Raw genomic sequence first — 18,043 nt, 5'->3', positions numbered from 1 at the left:
ACGGTCAGTGTGCCCGGAAACCGCGGAAGTGTCCCCCGGCTTGTGACGTCGCCCCGTCCACCCGCTCCACCCGGCCGGGAGTGCTGCCGGAGTTGAGCCATTCCAGGAGCTGCCGAACCTTGGACTCGGGGCCTTCGGCAAGGACTGACACTGAACCGTCGTCGAGGTTTGTCACCTCACCGGACAACCCCAGCTCCTCCGCTTTGGCCATGGTCCAGTACCGGAAGCCCACACCTTGGACCATGCCGAACACCCGCGCGTCCAGCCGCACGGCATCCTGCGCCGAACCGTCCTGCGGTGAACCTGCGTGCCTGCCCATGGCGTTCCTCCTCGGGACCGGCAACCCCTCCCGGCCGGGCGGCACGCACGTACTGAAACCGCGGTTCCTAACGCTGCGTGCCCCGGCCGGGAGGAGGTACCAGCTAGTTGATGGTGATGTCGCGGGTGGCGTGGTTGTAGCGGATGGTCACCGTACCGCCGGCGTGGTGCAGTTCGTGGTTGGGGCCATCGAATGCCCCGAAGGCGCCGTAGTTTTCGTCCCAGGAGCGGTTCAGGGCGATCTTGAAGGTGTAGTAGCCGGCAGGAAGCTCGGCGCTCTTCTTCCACAGCTGGTCCAGGAAATCGAACTCCATCTGCGCTTCGTCGTACTGCGGCGCCCAGTTCTCGGGGGCACCCAGGATGGTGTTGAAGTCGCCGGCCAAGGCCACGGCCTCCGGCTGCGGGAGGGTTTCGACGTCCGGACCTTCGAACGGCTCGGTTGCAGGCCCGGCGGTTTCGGCCTTGGCCTTCGCTGGGGCCTTCTTCCGGACAGCCTTCACCACCGGTTCGACGGCGTCTTCGATGGCCTTGGCTGCCTTGCCCACCGCGGCGGCCGCCTTCTTTGCCGGCGCTTTCCTCGCAGGAGCCTTCTTCGCTGCCGTGGCGTCATCCTTGGCCGGGACCTCCAGGACGGAGGCGGCGGCGGAGACCGGGCGGACAAAGCCTTCGGGAGCCGTGGGGACCGGGGTGTCGGCAGGAACGGGCGTGCCGGCGTCGAGCGCTGATGCGAACGAAACCGCGTCGGGGAAGGCGACTGTGGCACGCATCCCGTCCTCGGTAATGGTCCAGCCGGTGCGGCCCTTGACCAGCCAGCCGGCCTTGACCAGCTTGGCGGTCGCCGAGGTAAGGGTCTTGTGGCCGCGGGGAATGCCGCCGCTGAGGAGCTCGGCCTCGTGTTCGTTGAACGGCACGCGGGCTGTCGCTTCCGCCAGGACCTGGCCAGCATTCAGTGCATCGCCGGACCACACGCCTTCGGTCAGGACATCCAGGACGGTCTTGAGACGAAGATAGGTGTTTTCTGCGGTGGACTTGGCCATGATTCCCCTTATATAAAAGCGATCGGTCTTAGGCATCTTGCCAACTGCCTATTAAATCGCGCGACTTTAATTGGTTAACTCTGCGTGTCGTGACCGACTATGAAGCGGATCGTGCCCCAAGTGAGGCGGAGGTCTCGGGTAAGGGCCGGCTGCATAACCCCCAAGCGCCGACATGGGTGCTGCCCTGCACTCCCCAGACACGCCTGCGGCTCCCAGTTTACCGGCCCGGGAGCCGCGCTGTTGCCCCTGACACAGGGGGTACTCAGGCGGTGACTTCCCGGCCGTTCAATTCTTCCAGGAGCTCGGCTTTCCGTTCCTCCGATGCGAAGGAAGAGTGGATGGAGTTGGCAGCCAGGCGGGCCCTGTCAAAGTCGGACAGCTCAAACACGGCTGTCAGTTGCGCAAAGTTGTCATCCACGTAGCCGCCGAAGTAGGCAGGGTCGTCCGAATTGACCGAGACGTTCAGTCCCGCGGCCAGCATGGCAGGCAACGGATGGTCAGCCAAGGTGTCCACCGCACGCAACCGGACGTTGGACAACGGGCAGACGGTGAGGGGAACCCGGGCGTCGACGAGGCGCTCTACCAGGTCCGGGTCATCCATGCAGCGGATTCCGTGGTCGATGCGCTCCACGCCCAGGAGGTCCAGGGCCTCGATGATGTACGACGCCGGGCCCTCCTCCCCTGCGTGCGCCGTCAGCCGCAGTCCGGCCTCGCGGGCCTTCGCATAGAGCCGCTCGAACTTCGAAGGCGGGTTTCCAACCTCGGCCGAGTCCAGGCCGATGGCTCCGATGGGCGCGTTCATGGCCAGCAGCCGGTCCAGGACTTCCAGGGCTGAGTCTTCCGGAAGGTCCCGCAGGAAGGCCGCGATGAGGACGGTGGAGATGCCGTACACCTCCCGGGACGTGGCCAGGACGGAAGCCACACCATTGACGCATGCTTCCAGCGGGACCCCGCGGGACAAGTGCGCCTGGGGGTCCATCATGATTTCGGCGTGCCGGACGCCGGCGGCAGCTGCCCGCTCAAGGTAGGCACGGGTCATGTCCGCGAAGTCCTGCTCGGTTTGCAGGACGCCCATGTTGGCGTAGTAGAGGTCCAGGAAAGACTGCAGGTCCGTGAACTCATACTTTTCCCGGAGTTCTTCCAACCCGGAGTACGGCAGGACAACGCCGTTGCGCTCGGCCAGGGCAAAGATGAGTTCGGGCTGAAGCGTACCTTCGATGTGGAGGTGCAGTTCGGCCACCGGGAGGGGCTTGGCGGGGACCGCGGGTTCCGTGGTGTCCGCTTCGGATTCGGGCATGGTGCTGCCACCGGCGTAGGTTTCCATCCGGACAGGATAATGCCCGGCGGCCGAATCACCACTAGAGTCGAACCAATGCGGAATGCCAAGCACACTGATGACCTGCAGGACCCGGCTCCCACCCCCGCTGCGGACGGTTTTGTCCGGGTCCGGGGAGCGCGCGAGAACAATCTCCGGAATGTCGATGTGGATGTCCCCCGTGATGCGATCGTGGCGTTCACGGGCGTCTCGGGCTCGGGCAAGTCGTCCCTGGCGTTTGGCACCATCTACGCCGAGGCGCAGCGGCGCTACTTCGAATCCGTCGCCCCGTACGCCCGCCGCCTCATCCAGCAGGGCCACAACCCCAAGGTGGAGCTGATCAGCGGGCTGCCACCCGCCGTCGCGCTCCAGCAACGCCGCGGCGCACCCAGCAGCAGGTCAACGGTGGGGACGGTCACCACGCTCTCCAACTCGCTGCGCATGCTCTTCTCGCGCGCGGGCACCTACCCTGAAGGCAGCACGCAGCTGGACTCGGACGCCTTCTCCCCCAATACGGCCGCAGGCGCCTGCCCGGAATGCCACGGCCTGGGCGTCGCGCATACCGTGACCGAATCCTCGCTGGTCCCGGACCCGTCGCTGAGCATCCGCGACGGCGCCATCGCCGCCTGGCCCGGCGCCTGGCAGGGAAAGAACCTGCGGGACATCCTCACCCACCTGGGCTACGACGTCGACATCCCCTGGCGGAAGCTCCCGAAGAAGCACCGGGACTGGATCCTCTTCACCGAGGAACAGCCGGTGGTTGAAGTCACTCCGCAGCGCGACCGTGTGGCCAAGCCGTACAAGGGCCGGTTCTGGAGCGCCCGCAGCTACGTCCTCCACACGCTGGCCGATTCGCAGAGCGCTTCCATGCGCAACCGCGTGCTCGCGTACATGGAATCCGGCCCTTGCCCCCGCTGCGGCGGCAGCGGCCTGCGCCCGGAGGCCCTGGCTGTGACCTTCGCGGGGCGCACGATCGCTGAGCTCAATGCCGTTCCGATGACCGAGCTGGCGGAAATCATCCGTCCCACCACCGAGCTGAGCTCAGCCGGGACGGCGTCCCGGAAGCAGTCCTCCGGCGAGTCCAACGAGGTGGCCGTCGCCATCACCCGCGACCTGCTGCACCGCGTTACCGTGCTGTTGGACCTGGGGCTGGGCTATTTGGCCTTGGGCCGCTCCACCCCTACGCTCTCCCCCGGCGAGATGCAGCGGCTGCGGATCGCCACCCAGCTGCGGTCCGGCCTGTTCGGTGTGATCTATGTCCTGGACGAGCCCTCCGCCGGGCTGCACCCGGCCGACGCCGAGCCCCTGCTGGCGGTCCTGGAGCAGCTGAAATCGTCCGGCAACTCAGTGTTCGTGGTGGAGCACAATATGGACGTTGTCCGCCAGGCGGATTGGCTGGTGGACGTGGGACCCCGCGCCGGGGAAGGCGGCGGCGAGGTGCTCTACAGCGGCCCGGTGGACGGCCTCGCAGAGGTTGAGGAGTCAGTCACCAGGCCGTACCTGTTCGACGACGGCGTGCAGCCCCCGCGCGGCCGTGCCGGTACCGGCCCGGCCAGGGATGCGACGGAGTGGCTGGAGATGAGCGGCATCACCCGGCACAACCTTCGCGGCCTGGACGTCCGGTTTCCCTTGGGCGTGCTGACGGCGGTCACCGGCGTTTCGGGCTCCGGAAAATCCACCCTTGTGGGTGGGGTGCTCGGCGGGCTGGTGGGCTCCGGCCTCCAGGCCCAGGCGGGGCAGGACGAACCGTCGGAAGCCCCCGGGCCGGGAACCGTGGCGGGCAGCCACCGCATCGACCGGCTGGTGACCGTGGACCAGAAACCCATCGGCCGCACGCCGCGTTCCAACCTGGCCACCTACACGGGGCTCTTCGATGCCGTCCGCAGGGAATTTGCCGCCACGGAGCAAGCCAGGGCCCGCGGTTTCGGTGCGGGGCGGTTCTCCTTCAACGTGGCCGGCGGACGCTGCGAGACCTGCCAGGGCGAGGGCTTCGTGGCAGTGGAACTGCTCTTCCTGCCCGGCAGCTATGGCCCGTGTCCGGAATGCGGCGGGTCCCGGTACAACCCTGAAACCCTCGAGGTGGAGTACCGCGGCCTGAACGTGGCCCAGGTCCTGGCCATGACGGTGGACGCCGCCTCCGAATTCCTGGCCGACGTGCCCGCCGCGGCGAGGAGCCTCAAGAGCCTGCGCGACGTTGGCCTGGGCTACCTGCGGCTGGGACAGCCTGCCACAGAACTTTCGGGCGGCGAGGCGCAGCGCATCAAACTCGCCACAGAGCTCCAGCGGGCGCAACGTGGCCACACCCTCTACCTGCTCGATGAACCCACCACCGGCCTGCACCCTGCAGACGTCCAGCTGCTGATGGCGCAGCTCCATGGCCTGGTGGACGCCGGTAACTCCGTGGTGGTGGTTGAACACGATATGGCCGTTGTTGCCGGAGCCGACTGGGTCATTGATCTCGGGCCATCGGGAGGGGACAAAGGCGGCGCCGTCATGGCCGCCGGGACACCCGCCGTCGTCGCCATGTCCGCCGGGAGCCGGACCGCTCCATACCTGGCGGCCGCGCTCGGTCAGGCAACCGCCAGCCAACACCCGGGCAAGTCCCGATTTGATAACACCAAGGCGATGTCCTAGCGTGAAATACATGCCCGCACGGCGGGCTTTTTGATTGCCCGGTGCTGCCTCCACCAGAACTGCCCAGCGGCAGCCACCGACGTTGACCTCTATTTGTCAGGGGTGGGCAGTAGCGCGACGATCTCCGGGGACGGAACCAGCGCTGGTGGCCCTCGGGAGCATCACATCATGAAAAACACCAAATTCCGTACTGCCGCACGCCGCGGAGTCACCCTGGCCGCCGTCTCAGCAGCAGGACTGGCCCTCTCGGCCACGGCAGCCAACGCGGCCACCCCTACCTCCACCTGGGACTCCCTGGCGCAGTGTGAGAGCGGCGGCAACTGGTCCACCAACACCGGCAACGGTTTCTCCGGCGGCCTGCAGTTCACGTCCGGCACGTGGGCTGCCTACGGCGGCACCGGCTCGCCCGCAGATGCAAGCCGCGAACAGCAGATCGCGGTAGCCGAACGGGTCCAGGCCTCCCAGGGCTGGGGCGCCTGGCCCTCCTGCGCGTCGCAGCTCGGCCTGAGCGGCGGTGGTGGAGCACCGGTGCAGAGCGCACCCGTCCAAAGTGCCCCGGCCAAGCAGGCCACCCAAGTCCAAAGCGCGCCTGTCCAGCAGGCGCCCGCACCGCGGCATGCAACCTCCGTTCCCCTCAGCGGTGAAACGTACACCCTGCAGGCCGGCGACACCCTGAGCATCGTTGCCCAGAAGCTGGGGATCCAGGGCGGCTGGCAGCATCTTGCCGACGCCAACCTGGATACCGTTTCCGATCCGAACCTGGTGTTCGAAGGACAGGTCATCCAGCTCCCCGCTTAGCAGCAGCGGCCCTGGCCGCTCCGCCTCCCAAGGCGCCACAGACAGGTCGGCGATAGACAAATTCCGTTGACCAAAGACGACGCCGGCACACCCCACAAGGGATGTGCCGGCGTCGTTCTTTTAAGTCAGTGCTGCCGCCGCGGCCAGTAGGGAACGGCCGGTCAGCTGACGGGCAGCTCGCGGACGATCTGCACCTTCCACGCGGACTCGTCGCTGGTGTCCAGCAGCGCCACCGTGCCGTGCGCGAGGTTAAGGGCGACCCGCTTGGCGGCGAGCAGCTCCAGGTAGAGGTGCTCGTTCATGCGGCTGGGGGTGTCGATCATGTACTTCACTGCGTCGCGCACTTTGCGGTAGTTGGCGCTGCGTTCGCGGTGCATGTGCAACTCCAGTGCCGAGCGCTGCTTGAGCCGGGGCTCGTGCCGGTTCAGCAGGGTGACGGCGCTGTGCACTGCGACCACGAGGGTGAGTGAGACGCCGTAGATCCACCAGCCGCTCGAGAGCAGGAACAGCGGCAGGTTTCCGATCGCGACGAGCGCGATCACCACGCGCAGGGCGGAGATCCTGCGGACGGTCCGGGCAACGGCGGCCATTCCGTCGCGGAAACGGTGCTGGTCCTTCCGTGCGGCCGCAGGATCGATGGTGAACTCGTCGAGGACCAGGATGCCCCGGGCCTCGGGGCCGAGCATCTGTCCGTAGCGGGGCAGCGAGGTGCGGGCGTCGGCGGTGGACTTTTCAGCTGTAGATGTCATGAGTGAGCTTCCAAAACGCGGGGGGTGGTTGCCGAGATCTTAGTGGTTTAACCTGGGAGCCGTATGTATGCGTCCACTATTTGGACATACATCCCGGCAAAGATCATGCCGGCAGCCAGGCGCCGGATGTGGCCGCCGGCACAGCAATTGGCACTTCCGCCGGCTGCCGTCAGACTGAATGGATGCAAACTTTCCTCCCGTACCCTGACTTCCGCCAAAGCGCCGCAGCCCTGGACACCGCGCGGCTGGGCAAGCAGCGGGTTGAAGCGCTGCAAACCCTTCGTGCCCTGGTGATTCCCGAGTACGGCTGGCAGACCCACCCGGCGATCAGGATGTGGATGGGCCACGTACCTGCCCTCACCATGTACGGGCTCGCCATGGTGGACGAGTGGGTGGAGCGGGGCCACCCGGACAATACACGGGCCAACATTGCCGAGTTCGCGCCGCAGGCAGCCCACCCGGACTACGCCGCCAAGATCATCATGCCGCCGTGGCTCGGGGACCCCGACTTCCACCTGAGCCACCGGTCCAAGCTGGTACACAAGGAACCGAAGTTCTACACTTCCGTTTTCCCGGACGCCATAGCGGGGATGGACTACGTCTGGCCCGAGCCGCGGCACGAATTCCTGCCGCAGGAGCCGGAAGGCGACCTGTTGTGGATCCTCCGGGATCCGCACGACGACGTCGACCCGCAATCGCTCACCACAGTGGCACTACCGGCAGTGAACCGGAACGCTTCGGCCGCGGCGCCCGCCGGGGACGACGATTACAGCCCTGTCTATGTTGAGGACGGCTCCCGACGGCCGTCCCGCGCCCCGAAGAAGGCGCCCCCCAAGCCCCAGGTGAAGAAGCCCACCCGCAAACGCCAAGCGCAGGAGGAGGCATTCCGGACCCTTCCGGGTAAGACCCCTGTTGCTGTGCCGTTCGAACACGGCGCAAAGTTCGCGGTGGGCCACGTGGCGGGCCGTCCCATCACGCTCGATGACGGCCGCTTCGGCAGGAACTTCGAGGTCCTGGAGGTCATTGACCGTTCAGCATTCGCTTACCCGGCCCTGCTGCAGGACCCGCGCGTGTTCTTCCCCGTCGAGGCCCCGTAGGCCATGACGATTCTCCTGGCGGGGTGCGGCGACTTGGGCACCGAGGCGGGACTGCGGTTCGCTGCCCTTGGCCACCGGGTCATAGGGTGGCGGCGGTCCCCCGAAAAACTGCCGGCGGCCATCGAAGGCACCGCGGCAGACCTGGGATCCCCCGACCTGCCGCTGATCCCGGCGGATACCACCGCCGTCGTCATAGCTGTAGCAGCCGATGCCCCCTCGGAGGAGGCATACCGTGCCGCGTATGTACGCGGAGTGGCACATGTCCTGGATGCACTGGAACGGGATGGCGTAACCCCGGAACGCGTCCTCTTTGTTTCTTCCACGGCTGTCTACGGCGACGCCGCCGGCGGCTGGGTGGATGAGGCTACGGAACCAAATCCCGGTGGTTTCTCGGGGAAGGTGCTGGTGGAGGCGGAGGATCTCCTGCGCAGCCGGCTTTCCGGAACAAGCACCACCACGTCCCTTCGGTTGGGCGGCATCTACGGGCCGGGCCGGACCAGGCTGATCGACCAGGTGCGGAGCGGCTCCGCCGTCATTCCGGAAGACGTGCGCTATACCAACAGGATCCATCGGGATGACGCCGCGGCGGCGATCGTGCACCTTGCCACCATGGCGGATGCTCCCGCTCCGGTTTACATCGGCGTGGACGACGAGCCGGCGGATCTCGGCGCCGTACTGCGCTTCCTGGCGTCCGAACTTGGGCTGCCCCAGCCCCGTGTGGGCGATGCCGGTCCCGCCCGCGGCGGCAACAAGCGCTGCCGGAACAACCTGCTGCGAAGCACCGGGGTCAGCTTCACGTTTCCCACGTTCAGGGAAGGGTACAGGGACGTCATCGCGGGGAACGGCAGCCGCCATCCGTAAGCAGGGACCCCCGTACCCCAGGCGGTTCCACGCCGGGCGGCACATGCCTGGCCCAAAGTAAGGCAGGGAATGGAATTCAGGCAGATCATTGAAGCGACCGGTCAGCTGGTCGACTTCGCAGGGGTCGCGGTCATGGTGATCGGGGCATTGGTGTCACTCCCGCTGGCAATCCGGGGGTACCAGCCGCGGCAGCTCCCGGCCGGCGCGGAGAGATTGAGCTTCTACCGCTCGTACCGCCAGTCGCTGGGCCGCTCGATCCTTCTGGGCCTTGAATTGCTCGTCGCTGCGGACATCATCCGCACTGTTGCTGTCACGCCGACGTTCGAAAGCGTCGGGGTGTTGGCCATTATCGTGCTGATCAGGACGTTCCTCAGCTTCTCCCTCGAGCTGGAGATCACGGGGCGCTGGCCATGGCAAAAGGACCCGGCGGCAGCCCGCTCCGGCGCCCACGCCCCCGCCGGGTAAGGGCGCCCCACCAGTTTTCCACATAGGGGTTTTGGGGGCTCTTTACTGTCAGTGGTGGCTGGCAGAGTGGGTTTATGGAGGCTACTGGGGAGCAGTTCGGTGAGGCGTTCGGCGGGATCGCTGACGACGCCGGCGGCCGGCTGCCGCGCCCGGGCCGGCTGCACACGGTCCCCGGCGGTGCGGGCACTGATCCGCGGCCTCCGCTTCCACCCACGCCCGGCGCGTCAGTGGCGCTCAACGAGCTTGCCCGGAAGCTGGCCGCAGAACTGGCCGGGACTGCCGTGGCCGCCCCCGACCTGCTGGCCGGCGCCACTTATGCGGAGGCGGCCGATTTCGCGGACGGGGTCGAGGACCTGTCCCGGACCGTGGAGTACCTCCAAATCCTCTGCGCCGGCGCCCTGGACCGGACCCGCGCCCAAGCCACCACCGACACCGCCACAGCCACAGCCAGGGCGGCCCGGGCGTGCCCGGCACCTGTGGTGTTCTCCCCGGCCGATGACGGCTGCCGGAACACCGCAGAGTTCCTCCGCCTCCGGCTCCGCATCCCCATCCGCGAAGCCCGCCGACGCCTCACCCTCGCCCAGAACACCCTCCCCGGCACCACCCTCACCGGCCAACCGCTCCCACCAGCCCGGCCCCACCTTGCCACGGCCCTCACACCCGCTACGGAACCCCTACCAAGCGGTGACGCCCATCAAAACACCCACGTGAAGCCACCAGCCTTGTCGTCCTGCGCCGCGACGCTCATTACCGTCACCCTGGACCGGCTCCAACACCACACCAGCCCCGAAACCCTCCGCCGGATCGAGCACCACCTCACCGCCGCAGCAGCCACTACCGACCCAGACTTCCTTGCACGCCTGGCCCAACGCTGGACCGACACCATCGACGCCAACGGCACCGAACCCACCGAAGAAGCCCTCCGCCACACCCAAGGCGCCTTCATCCGCAAACCACGGCACGGACTGCACCACCTCGAAATCTTCGCCACCACCGACCAATACGAACACCTCCTCACCGTCATGAACACCGCCACCAACCCCCGCACGGCCACATCCGGAACAGACCTGGACCGGCGCACCCGCGCCCAAAAACAACTCGACGGCCTCATCACCGCCGCCAAAACCGCCCTCGCCACCAACACCCTGCCCACCACCGGCGGCAACCGGCCCCAAATCATCGCCACCATCTACTACCAAGACCTCTTCCCCACCCACAACCCCGGGGACAACACAGCCCCGCACACGGAACCAACCACCACCGAACCAGCCACAACCAACGGCACAGGCACAGGCACAGAGCACGGGACACCAGCAGGGACCGGGACGTTCGCTTTTACCGGCCCCGTCGCCGCCGCCACCCTCCGCAAAATCGCCTGCGACGCCGACATCATCCCCGCACTCCTGGGCACCCACGGCGAAATCCTCGACCTCGGCCGCAAAACCCGCCTCTTCACCCCCGCCCAACGCACCGCCCTCACCGCCCGCGACCAAGGCTGCGCCTTCCCCAACTGCACCATCCCCGCCCCCTGGTGCGAAGCCCACCACATCACCTACTGGTCACGCCACGGACCCACCACCACCAACAACGGCGTCCTCCTCTGCAGCCACCACCACCTCATCCACAAAGAAAACTGGACCATCACCACCACCCACAACACCCCAAAATTCATCCCCCCACCCCACATCGATCCCACCCAAACACCCCAGCAAAACCACTACTTCAAACCCCCGCCCCCACCCCACCAACAGGCAAAACACGAAGCCCCGCAACCGGTTCTGTCGCGGGCAGGCGGCAGTCCCAGCCCAGCAGAAGTAGTACGCCCCACTACCCGGGCTTGCCCCTGAAACGTCCGTTAGGCTTCAGCCATGACTGAAACCATTCGCACCAAAGCGTCCGAACTGCTCCGTCTCCATCAGGCTCCGGAGATCCTTCAGGTGGTCAACGTGTGGGATGCCGTCACCGCCAAAGTCATAGCGGAGGTCCCGGGCACCACCGCCCTCGCCACGGCAAGCCATTCCATCGCCGCTTCCCTGGGCTATGAAGACGGCGAGAACATTCCCGTCGACGAGATGATCAACGTCGTCGGCCGCATCGCCGCGGCCACGCAATTGCCCGTCAGTGCCGATCTTGAGTCCGGCTACGGCAATCCCGGGGAGACCACCCGCAAGGCCATCGGCGTCGGCATCGTGGGGGCCAATATCGAGGACCAGATGCGGCCGCTGACCGAAGCGGTCAACCAAATGTCAGCCGTGGTTCACGCCGCTTCGACCGAAGGAATCGATTTCGTCCTCAATGCCCGGACCGACGCCTTCCTCAAGGGGAAGGACCGTGATCCGGCGGAGGTGCTGGCGGATGCCATCGCCCGCGGCAGGGCGTTCCTGGACGTGGGTGCCACTACCGTCTTTGTGCCTGGTCTATTGGATGAACCCACGGTCACCGCACTGGTGGAAGGCATTGGCTGGAACAAGATCTCTGTCATCAACGTCCCCGGTTCCCTTCCCCCGGCCAAGCTGCAGGATCTGGGCGTCGCCCGCATCTCCTACGGTCCGTGGACACAGCGCGCGGCGCTGACCGCATTGGCTGACACCGCGGCCAATCTCCTCGCCGGCGGGCAGCTTCCGGAAGGCACCCGTCCCCTGAACTAGGAGTTCCTGCTTGACGTGGCGCGTCCGCGGGCGGGCCCAACGAAGGAGGTGAATGACCTTGATCGGAAATATAACTGCCGCGGCAGCGTGGCCACGGCCGCCGGAACTGCCCGCGCCGGTGTTCTCTGACCAACGCTGGCTGGACGCCGTCTTCCTTCATTGGCGCATCCCGGAGGAGGGGGCAGCCACGTTCATGCCCGAGGGAATCCGGCCGGATGTGTTCGACGGCAGTTCCTGGGTGGGATTGATCGGCTTTCGCATGGAGCAAGCCGCGCTTGGACGCGGCCCCGGCATTCCCTACCTGGGAAGCTTCAACGAGGTGAACGTTCGGCTCTACTCCCGCGAGCCGGATGGGACCCGCGGGGTGGTGTTCCTGAGCCTGGATGCAGACCGCCTGCCTGTTGTTCTGGCAACAAGGGCTGCAGGAATCCCGTACGTATGGTCGCGTATCCGGCAGCAGCCGCCTTTTCTTGGCAGCAAGGGCCGAACGCAGCTTCCCGCCGACGGGACCGCAACTGCCGGCTCCACGGATGAATTTCCTGTGGGCTATTCCGTTCGAAGGTTTGGCAGCACCGGGGCACGCAGCGACTTTACGGTGGTCCCCAAGCTGCGGGAGCCCGCCACTGATCCTCTGTCTGTGTTCCTGACTGCCAGGTTCGGCATGCACGGCCGCTTTTTTGGAAAGACCGCCTATGTGCCGAACACCCACCAGGCTTGGCCGCTGTTCCACGCGGACGTCCGGCAACTCAGCGACGGATTGATCGGAGCTGCCGGGATCAGCGTCGACGGGCCGCCCGAGTCAGTGCTCTATTCGCCGGGAGTCCGGACCAGATTCGGACGGCCACGCGTAATCGGTACTCCCGGATAGAAGCCTGTCCCGGCACCCCGCAGGCTACTTGGCCAGGCCGGCTTTCCGGAGCGCCTCGGCCATTGCCGTGTTGCCGCCGGGCTGCGGTTTGGGAGTTGACCGGATGCCACTCCCGGGAGTGCCCGACTGTTGCTTTGGCTGCTGGCGATCGGGGCGTCCACTGCGCTCAGGCTTTCCGCTACCCTCCGACTTTCCGGCGCCCGGGCCGCGACGCCCGGAAGATGTACCGCCGCCGGTTGGTTCGTCGTCGAGCCGGAGCGTTAACGAGATCCGCTTCCGTTCCGGATCGGCCTCCAGGACTTTGACCCGGACTACCTGGCCGGACTTGACCACCTCGCGGGGATCGGACACGAATCGGTTGGCCAGCGCCGAAACGTGCACCAGCCCGTCCTGATGCACGCCGACGTCCACGAATGCCCCGAAGGCCGCAACATTCGTCACGGTTCCTTCCAACACCATGCCGGGCTTTAGGTCTGAGATCTTCTCGATCCCCTCCGAGAACGTAGCCGCCGCGAATGCGGGACGTGGGTCCCGGCCGGGTTTGTCCAACTCGGCGAGGATGTCCTTAACCGTGGGAAGGCCGAAGGTATCGTCAACGAAATTCCGCGGGTCCAAGGATGACGCCGGCGCCGACCCCGCGGCCACCAGGATCTTCCTCGCCACGGCGTAGGATTCCGGATGCACGCTCGAGGCATCGAGCGGCTCCGCTCCCCCGGTGATCCGCAGGAAGCCGGCACACTGCTCAAAGGCCTTTGCGCCAAGCCGCGGGACTTTCTTCAGGTCGGTCCGTTTGGCGAAAGGTCCGTGTTCGTTGCGGAAAGCCACGATGTTTTCACTCAGCAAGGGTCCGACGCCGGCCACCCGGCTCAGCAGCGCGGGTGAGGCTGTGTTGACGTCCACGCCCACGGCGTTCACGCAGTCCTCCACCACGGCGTCGAGGCTCCGGTCCAGTTTGGACGCTGTCACGTCGTGCTGGTATTGGCCCACGCCGATGGACTTGGGATCGATCTTGACGAGTTCGGCGAGCGGATCCTGCAAACGCCGGGCAATGGACACGGCACCGCGGAGCGAAACGTCCATCCCCGGGAGTTCGGCGGCGGCGAGCGCCGAGGCGGAGTAGACCGACGCACCGGCCTCTGACACCACGAGTTTCTGTGGTTTGCGGTCGACATCCGGCAGCAACTTGATCAGTTCCGCGGCGAGTTTGTCCGTCTCGCGCGACGCTGTCCCGTTGCCGATCGCCACGAGTTCGACCGAATGCCGGCGCGCCAATTGCACCAGGGTGGACAGGGCTTCGTCCCACTTTCGCGCCGGAGCGTGCGGGTACACCGTGTCCGTGGCCACCACCTTGCCGGTACCATCCACTACCGCGACTTTCACTCCGGTCCGCAGCCCGGGGTCGAGTCCCAGCGTGGCACGGTTGCCGGCGGGCGCAGCCAGCAGGACATCGCGCAGGTTTGCTGCAAACACCCGAACGGCCTCGTCCTCCGCAGCGGCAAACATCCGGCCTCGCAGGTCAGCGGTGAGTCGGGCAAGGACTCGGGAACGCCACGCCACCTGGGCGGTCTGCATCAGCCAGGCGTCAGCGGGACGGCCGCGGTCGGCGACGCCGAGGAACCTGGCCACCGCGGACTCGTACCGTACTCGGGCGGCGGCCAGTCCGGCGTCGTCCGAAGGATCGGCCTCGGCGAGGTCCAGGTCCAGGATGCCGTCCTTTTCGCCGCGGAGCAGCGCCAGCACCCGGTGGGACGGCATCCGGTCCGGCGCCTGCGCAAACTCGAAGTAGTCAGAGAACTTCTGGCCTTCGGTTTCCTTGCCCTTTTTGACGCGGGACACCATCCGGCCCTGGGTCCACAGACGGTCCCTCAGGGTCGCGGCGAGGTCAGGATCCTGGGCGACGCGCTCCACCAGGATGGCCCGGGCGCCGGCGAGTGCAGCGGCGGCATCGCCAATGGAGTGCTCGCCGCTGAGGTACTTCGTGGCCTCCTGTTCAGGGTGGAGGTCCGGCCGCTTCAGCAGTGTATCTGCGAGCGGCTCCAGCCCGGCTTCCCTGGCGATTTGGGCCTTGGTGCGGCGCTTGGACTTGAACGGCAGGTAGATGTCCTCAAGCCTGGACTTGGTGTCAGCCGCAAGGATCGCTTTAAGGAGTTCGGGCGTCAACTGGCCTTGCGCCTCAACCGCTTCAAGGACACTACGACGCCGGTCGGAGAGTTCGCGGAGGTAGCGGAGACGTTCGTCGAGGTCGCGGAGTTGGGTGTCGTCCAGCGTCCCTGTGGCTTCCTTCCGGTACCTGGCGATGAAAGGAACGGTTGACCCGCCGTCGAGCAGTCCTACTGCCGCCTTCACCTGCCAGGCCTTGACCCCCAGTTCATCGGCGATCTGGCCGAAGATGGGGTCTTCGGCTGACGCGCCGGAGGGGGTGGAAGCGGGAGGAGGCACAGGCAGTTGGGTCACCAGAACATCTTGCCCTACCGGCCAGCATGGCTCCACCGCGGCCTGCGCTGATGGGTATGGGCCGGGTAAAAGGGAGTATTCCGCTGGGGCCCGCAACGTGCTGTAGTGGACTTGCAGTCACTGGCACCATGCTCGAGGAAGAGGCCACCATGCGGGAACTGCTTGTCGTGTTTCAGGAGGGGTTCGACGAGGCCAACATCACCGTGACGGTCAACGGGAAAGTCGTGCGCAGGGACCTGGACGTTTCCACCAATCCGCTGCTCGGCATCGCGTCGGAAGTTTCCGTGGAGCTTCCGGCGAAGGGCGCACAAGTGGGAGTTGAGGTCACCAATCGCGGGCTCAAAGCCATCACAAAGGTCAGCGGCAGGCCCAAGAGCGTGCTGGTCTCCATCGAGGACGGCACGCTGCTGATGAGGGAAGGCACCGGCCGCGAGGCTGTGTTGTGAGCAGGGTGTTCGGCCCTCAACCTGGCTCTGGTAAGAGTCCATTCGTTGGAGTATCATCTGATCACCGCCGGCTTCCCGAGGGAGTCCGGCGGGCCACATAGAATCTCAGCCGAAGGCCGTCGGATGGCCTGACGGCACTGCTGCCCGGGACCAGCACCCCTGACAGCCAACGACGGCGGCACCCACGCTGGGTGCCGCCGTCGTCGTTTTGGTTCGGGTTGGCCGGGAAATGCCTAGGCCTGGTACGCCGGGTAATCCGTGTAGCCGGTGGCGCCTTCTGCGTAGAAGGTGGAGGGGTCCGGTTCATTCAGCGGAAGGCTTTCCTTCCAGCGGCGGGCGAGGTCCGGGTTGGCGATCGCGGGGCGGCCCACCACGACGGCGTCAGCGTGGCCGTCGGCCACCAGGGTCACGGCTTCTTCCTTCGTGGTGATCACGCCGAAGCCGGTGTTGACCAGGAAGGGGCCGCCGAAGCGTTCGCGGAGGTCCTGCACCAGTTCGCCGGTGGGCTCGTGGTGCAGGATGCTCAGGTACGCCAGGTTGAGCGGGGCAATGCTGTCCACGAGGACCTCGTAGGTGGCGCGGACGTCCGCTGCGTCCGTCTCCGCGATGCCCTGGACGTTGTGCTCGGGGGAAATGCGCAGGCCCACCCGGTTGGCGCCGAGGGCTGCCACTACGGCATTGACGGTTTCGATGACGAAGCGGGCGCGATTCTCGGGCAATCCGCCGTAGCTGTCCGTCCTGACGTTGGAGTTGGGAGCCAGGAACTCGTGCAGGAGGTAACCGTTGGCCGAGTGCAGTTCCACGCCGTCGAACCCTGCCTCGATGGCGTTCAGCGAGGCGTTGACGATTTCCTGAATGACCAGGGGGAGTTCGTCGGTGGTCAGGGCGTGCGGCACAGGGTACGGCTTCTTGCCGGCCGGAGTCCGGACGACGCCGTCAATGGCTACGGCACTGGGGGCGACGATTTCCACGCCACCGGTGATGTCCGAATGGGAAACCCGGCCACCGTGCATGATCTGGGCGAACATGTGGCCGCCTTCGGCGTGCACCGCGTCCGTAACCTTCTTCCACCCGGCAACCTGCTCTTCAGTGACGATTCCCGGCTGGCCGGGGTAAGCCTGACCGGCGGGGGTGGGGTAAGTGCCCTCGCTGACGATGAGGCCAAGGGAAGCGCGCTGGCGGTAGTGTTCGGCCAGCAGCGGGCCCGGGACGCCCTTTTCGCCCGCACGGAGGCGGGTCAGGGGTGCCATCACCAGACGGTTGGGAAGTTCAAGTTCGCCGAGGGTGAGTGGGGAAAACAGCATGCGCAGTTCCTTTCGAAGGCTGGAGACGTACTGTCCATGCCAACTGTGGGGCGCGTGCAACTATTCCTGATGGGACGGGGATCACACACCCCCGCCATCCCATACCGCTGGCTGGCTCAACGCGGCGTCACCGCACCCGGGCAGCCTTGGCCCTGGGGGTTGGTGTTGCAGTCGTCGGCGTAGTTTCGGGTGAGCGAGCGCCATACGCTGATGCCTTGCGGTGGGGTGCTGAACTGGCCTTGGCCGGGGATGGGCAGCGGTGGGCCGGAATTCACCGAGTAGGTGCCCTGGAACGACGTTGTCAGCACTACTTGGAAGTCTCCCGTGGCGCCGTAGGCGTGGCTGGTGCGGGTTTTCTCTCCCCAACGGTCCTGCGGCAGCGGGCCGCCCATTGACGGCTGGGGGCCGAAGACAGTCCCGTCACCGTAGTTCCAGGTGTACTGGACCGGTGTTGCGACGACGTGGACCTGCTGGCCGAACATGGTGACGTCGAACTGTTGCTCAGCTGCTTCGGCGTAGAAGTTGGTTTCGGCGCCACGCAGCGTGTTGGGGCTCGGCTGAGCCACCACACTCCCGGCACTCACGGGCAGGTTCTGGAATTGCCGCTGAATATCGGCGGCGATCCGTGGCAGGAGGTTCTCGGGTTTGGGGTCGTAAAGGCAGGTGGGGCCTGAGTGGTGTGCCCAGACTGCACCAGGAACACCTCGAGGCCGCGAGAGCCACATGACGGGAATACCTTTGGCACCGTCCGCACGGTCCTTGCAGTCGAGCTGGCGGCCAAGGCACGGAGTGTCGAAGTCACCGCCGCCAAGGTGGCACTGGAGCTCGTACTTGTACTCGTTGGGGTCAGTGCTAACAGAAACCGGCTCCGCGCGGCTGAATTCTCCTGTATCAGGATCAGGTACCCAGTTGTCGGCTCCTATCCGAAGCCCACTATCTACAAACCCACCACCGATCCGCGGCTTTGAGTTCGACCCGTCTTCTCCCAAGGCAGTCATAGTTGACGTACTCAGTAACAGTCCACAGCTGGCGAAGATTGCGAGGGCCCT

16 protein-coding genes are annotated in these 18,043 nt (G+C 66.2%); 9 read left to right on the top strand and 7 right to left on the bottom strand.

What is annotated here, in order from left to right; genetic code table 11:
* Nucleotides 1-4: 4 nt before the first annotated feature.
* The 3 genes from AB4Y79_RS10215 to AB4Y79_RS10205 all read right to left on the bottom strand — a co-directional run bounded on the left by AB4Y79_RS10215 (nucleotide 5) and on the right by AB4Y79_RS10205 (nucleotide 2,679).
* Nucleotides 5-319, bottom strand: coding sequence for an acylphosphatase (locus AB4Y79_RS10215; protein WP_441861037.1), 315 nt, complete (start codon nucleotides 317-319; stop codon nucleotides 5-7).
* A gap of 103 nt (nucleotides 320-422) precedes the next feature.
* On the bottom strand, nucleotides 423-1,355 hold the full coding sequence (locus AB4Y79_RS10210; RefSeq protein ID WP_441861034.1) for a pullulanase X25 domain-containing protein: 933 nt from the start codon (nucleotides 1,353-1,355) through the stop codon (nucleotides 423-425).
* Between the two features lie 262 nt (nucleotides 1,356-1,617).
* A complete protein-coding gene (locus tag AB4Y79_RS10205) occupies nucleotides 1,618-2,679 on the bottom strand; it encodes an adenosine deaminase (RefSeq protein WP_441861032.1) in 1,062 nt (353 codons plus the stop codon).
* Between the two features lie 48 nt (nucleotides 2,680-2,727).
* Here AB4Y79_RS10205 and uvrA point away from each other — a divergent pair, with 48 nt between their 5' ends.
* Entirely contained in the window at nucleotides 2,728-5,304 is a 2,577-nt protein-coding gene (gene uvrA / locus AB4Y79_RS10200) for an excinuclease ABC subunit UvrA (RefSeq protein WP_441861029.1), read from the top strand.
* Between the two features lie 168 nt (nucleotides 5,305-5,472).
* A complete protein-coding gene (locus AB4Y79_RS10195) occupies nucleotides 5,473-6,102 on the top strand; it encodes a transglycosylase family protein (RefSeq protein ID WP_441861026.1) in 630 nt (209 codons plus the stop codon).
* A gap of 161 nt (nucleotides 6,103-6,263) precedes the next feature.
* Here AB4Y79_RS10195 and AB4Y79_RS10190 read toward each other — a convergent pair whose 3' ends face one another.
* Nucleotides 6,264-6,851: a hypothetical protein gene (locus AB4Y79_RS10190; RefSeq protein ID WP_441861024.1), complete on the bottom strand. Its 588-nt coding sequence runs from the start codon at nucleotides 6,849-6,851 to the stop codon at nucleotides 6,264-6,266.
* A gap of 182 nt (nucleotides 6,852-7,033) precedes the next feature.
* Here AB4Y79_RS10190 and AB4Y79_RS10185 point away from each other — a divergent pair, with 182 nt between their 5' ends.
* The 6 genes from AB4Y79_RS10185 to AB4Y79_RS10160 all read left to right on the top strand — a co-directional run bounded on the left by AB4Y79_RS10185 (nucleotide 7,034) and on the right by AB4Y79_RS10160 (nucleotide 12,790).
* Nucleotides 7,034-7,948, top strand: coding sequence for an MSMEG_6728 family protein (locus AB4Y79_RS10185; RefSeq protein WP_441861021.1), 915 nt, complete (start codon nucleotides 7,034-7,036; stop codon nucleotides 7,946-7,948).
* A 3-nt stretch (nucleotides 7,949-7,951) separates the two neighbouring features.
* Nucleotides 7,952-8,809, top strand: a complete 858-nt coding sequence (locus AB4Y79_RS10180; protein WP_441861018.1) for an SDR family oxidoreductase — start codon at nucleotides 7,952-7,954, stop codon at nucleotides 8,807-8,809.
* Between the two features lie 69 nt (nucleotides 8,810-8,878).
* Nucleotides 8,879-9,274 carry a DUF1622 domain-containing protein gene (locus AB4Y79_RS10175; protein WP_441861016.1) on the top strand — a complete coding sequence of 132 codons (396 nt, stop codon included), beginning with the start codon at nucleotides 8,879-8,881 and terminating at the stop codon, nucleotides 9,272-9,274.
* A gap of 74 nt (nucleotides 9,275-9,348) precedes the next feature.
* On the top strand, nucleotides 9,349-11,121 hold the full coding sequence (locus AB4Y79_RS10170) for a DUF222 domain-containing protein (protein WP_441861013.1): 1,773 nt from the start codon (nucleotides 9,349-9,351) through the stop codon (nucleotides 11,119-11,121).
* Between the two features lie 21 nt (nucleotides 11,122-11,142).
* Nucleotides 11,143-11,922 carry an isocitrate lyase/PEP mutase family protein gene (locus AB4Y79_RS10165; protein WP_441861010.1) on the top strand — a complete coding sequence of 260 codons (780 nt, stop codon included), beginning with the start codon at nucleotides 11,143-11,145 and terminating at the stop codon, nucleotides 11,920-11,922.
* 52 nt (nucleotides 11,923-11,974) lie between these two features.
* Entirely contained in the window at nucleotides 11,975-12,790 is an 816-nt protein-coding gene (locus AB4Y79_RS10160) for a YqjF family protein (protein ID WP_441861007.1), read from the top strand.
* Nucleotides 12,791-12,814: 24 nt separating this feature from the next.
* Here the strand turns inward: AB4Y79_RS10160 and AB4Y79_RS10155 are convergent, their stop codons facing one another.
* Nucleotides 12,815-15,244 (bottom strand): Tex family protein, encoded by a 2,430-nt coding sequence (locus AB4Y79_RS10155; protein WP_441861004.1) that lies wholly within the window; start codon nucleotides 15,242-15,244, stop codon nucleotides 12,815-12,817.
* A gap of 128 nt (nucleotides 15,245-15,372) precedes the next feature.
* On the opposite strand from AB4Y79_RS10155, the gene AB4Y79_RS10150 reads away from it, so the two are divergent.
* Nucleotides 15,373-15,690 (top strand): hypothetical protein, encoded by a 318-nt coding sequence (locus AB4Y79_RS10150; RefSeq protein ID WP_441861001.1) that lies wholly within the window; start codon nucleotides 15,373-15,375, stop codon nucleotides 15,688-15,690.
* Nucleotides 15,691-15,923: 233 nt separating this feature from the next.
* Here the strand turns inward: AB4Y79_RS10150 and AB4Y79_RS10145 are convergent, their stop codons facing one another.
* Both AB4Y79_RS10145 and AB4Y79_RS10140 read right to left on the bottom strand, forming a co-directional pair.
* Entirely contained in the window at nucleotides 15,924-16,994 is a 1,071-nt protein-coding gene (locus AB4Y79_RS10145) for an alkene reductase (RefSeq protein WP_441860998.1), read from the bottom strand.
* Between the two features lie 116 nt (nucleotides 16,995-17,110).
* The gene (locus AB4Y79_RS10140; RefSeq protein WP_441860996.1) at nucleotides 17,111-17,992 is read right to left on the bottom strand and encodes a hypothetical protein; all 882 of its coding nucleotides are present in this window, start codon (nucleotides 17,990-17,992) and stop codon (nucleotides 17,111-17,113) included.
* Nucleotides 17,993-18,043 lie beyond the last annotated feature (51 nt).

This window comes from Pseudarthrobacter sp. YAF2 (assembly GCF_052113345.1).
Taxonomy (GTDB): domain Bacteria; phylum Actinomycetota; class Actinomycetes; order Actinomycetales; family Micrococcaceae; genus Arthrobacter.
This window is presented reverse-complemented; position numbering and strand designations above follow the sequence as displayed.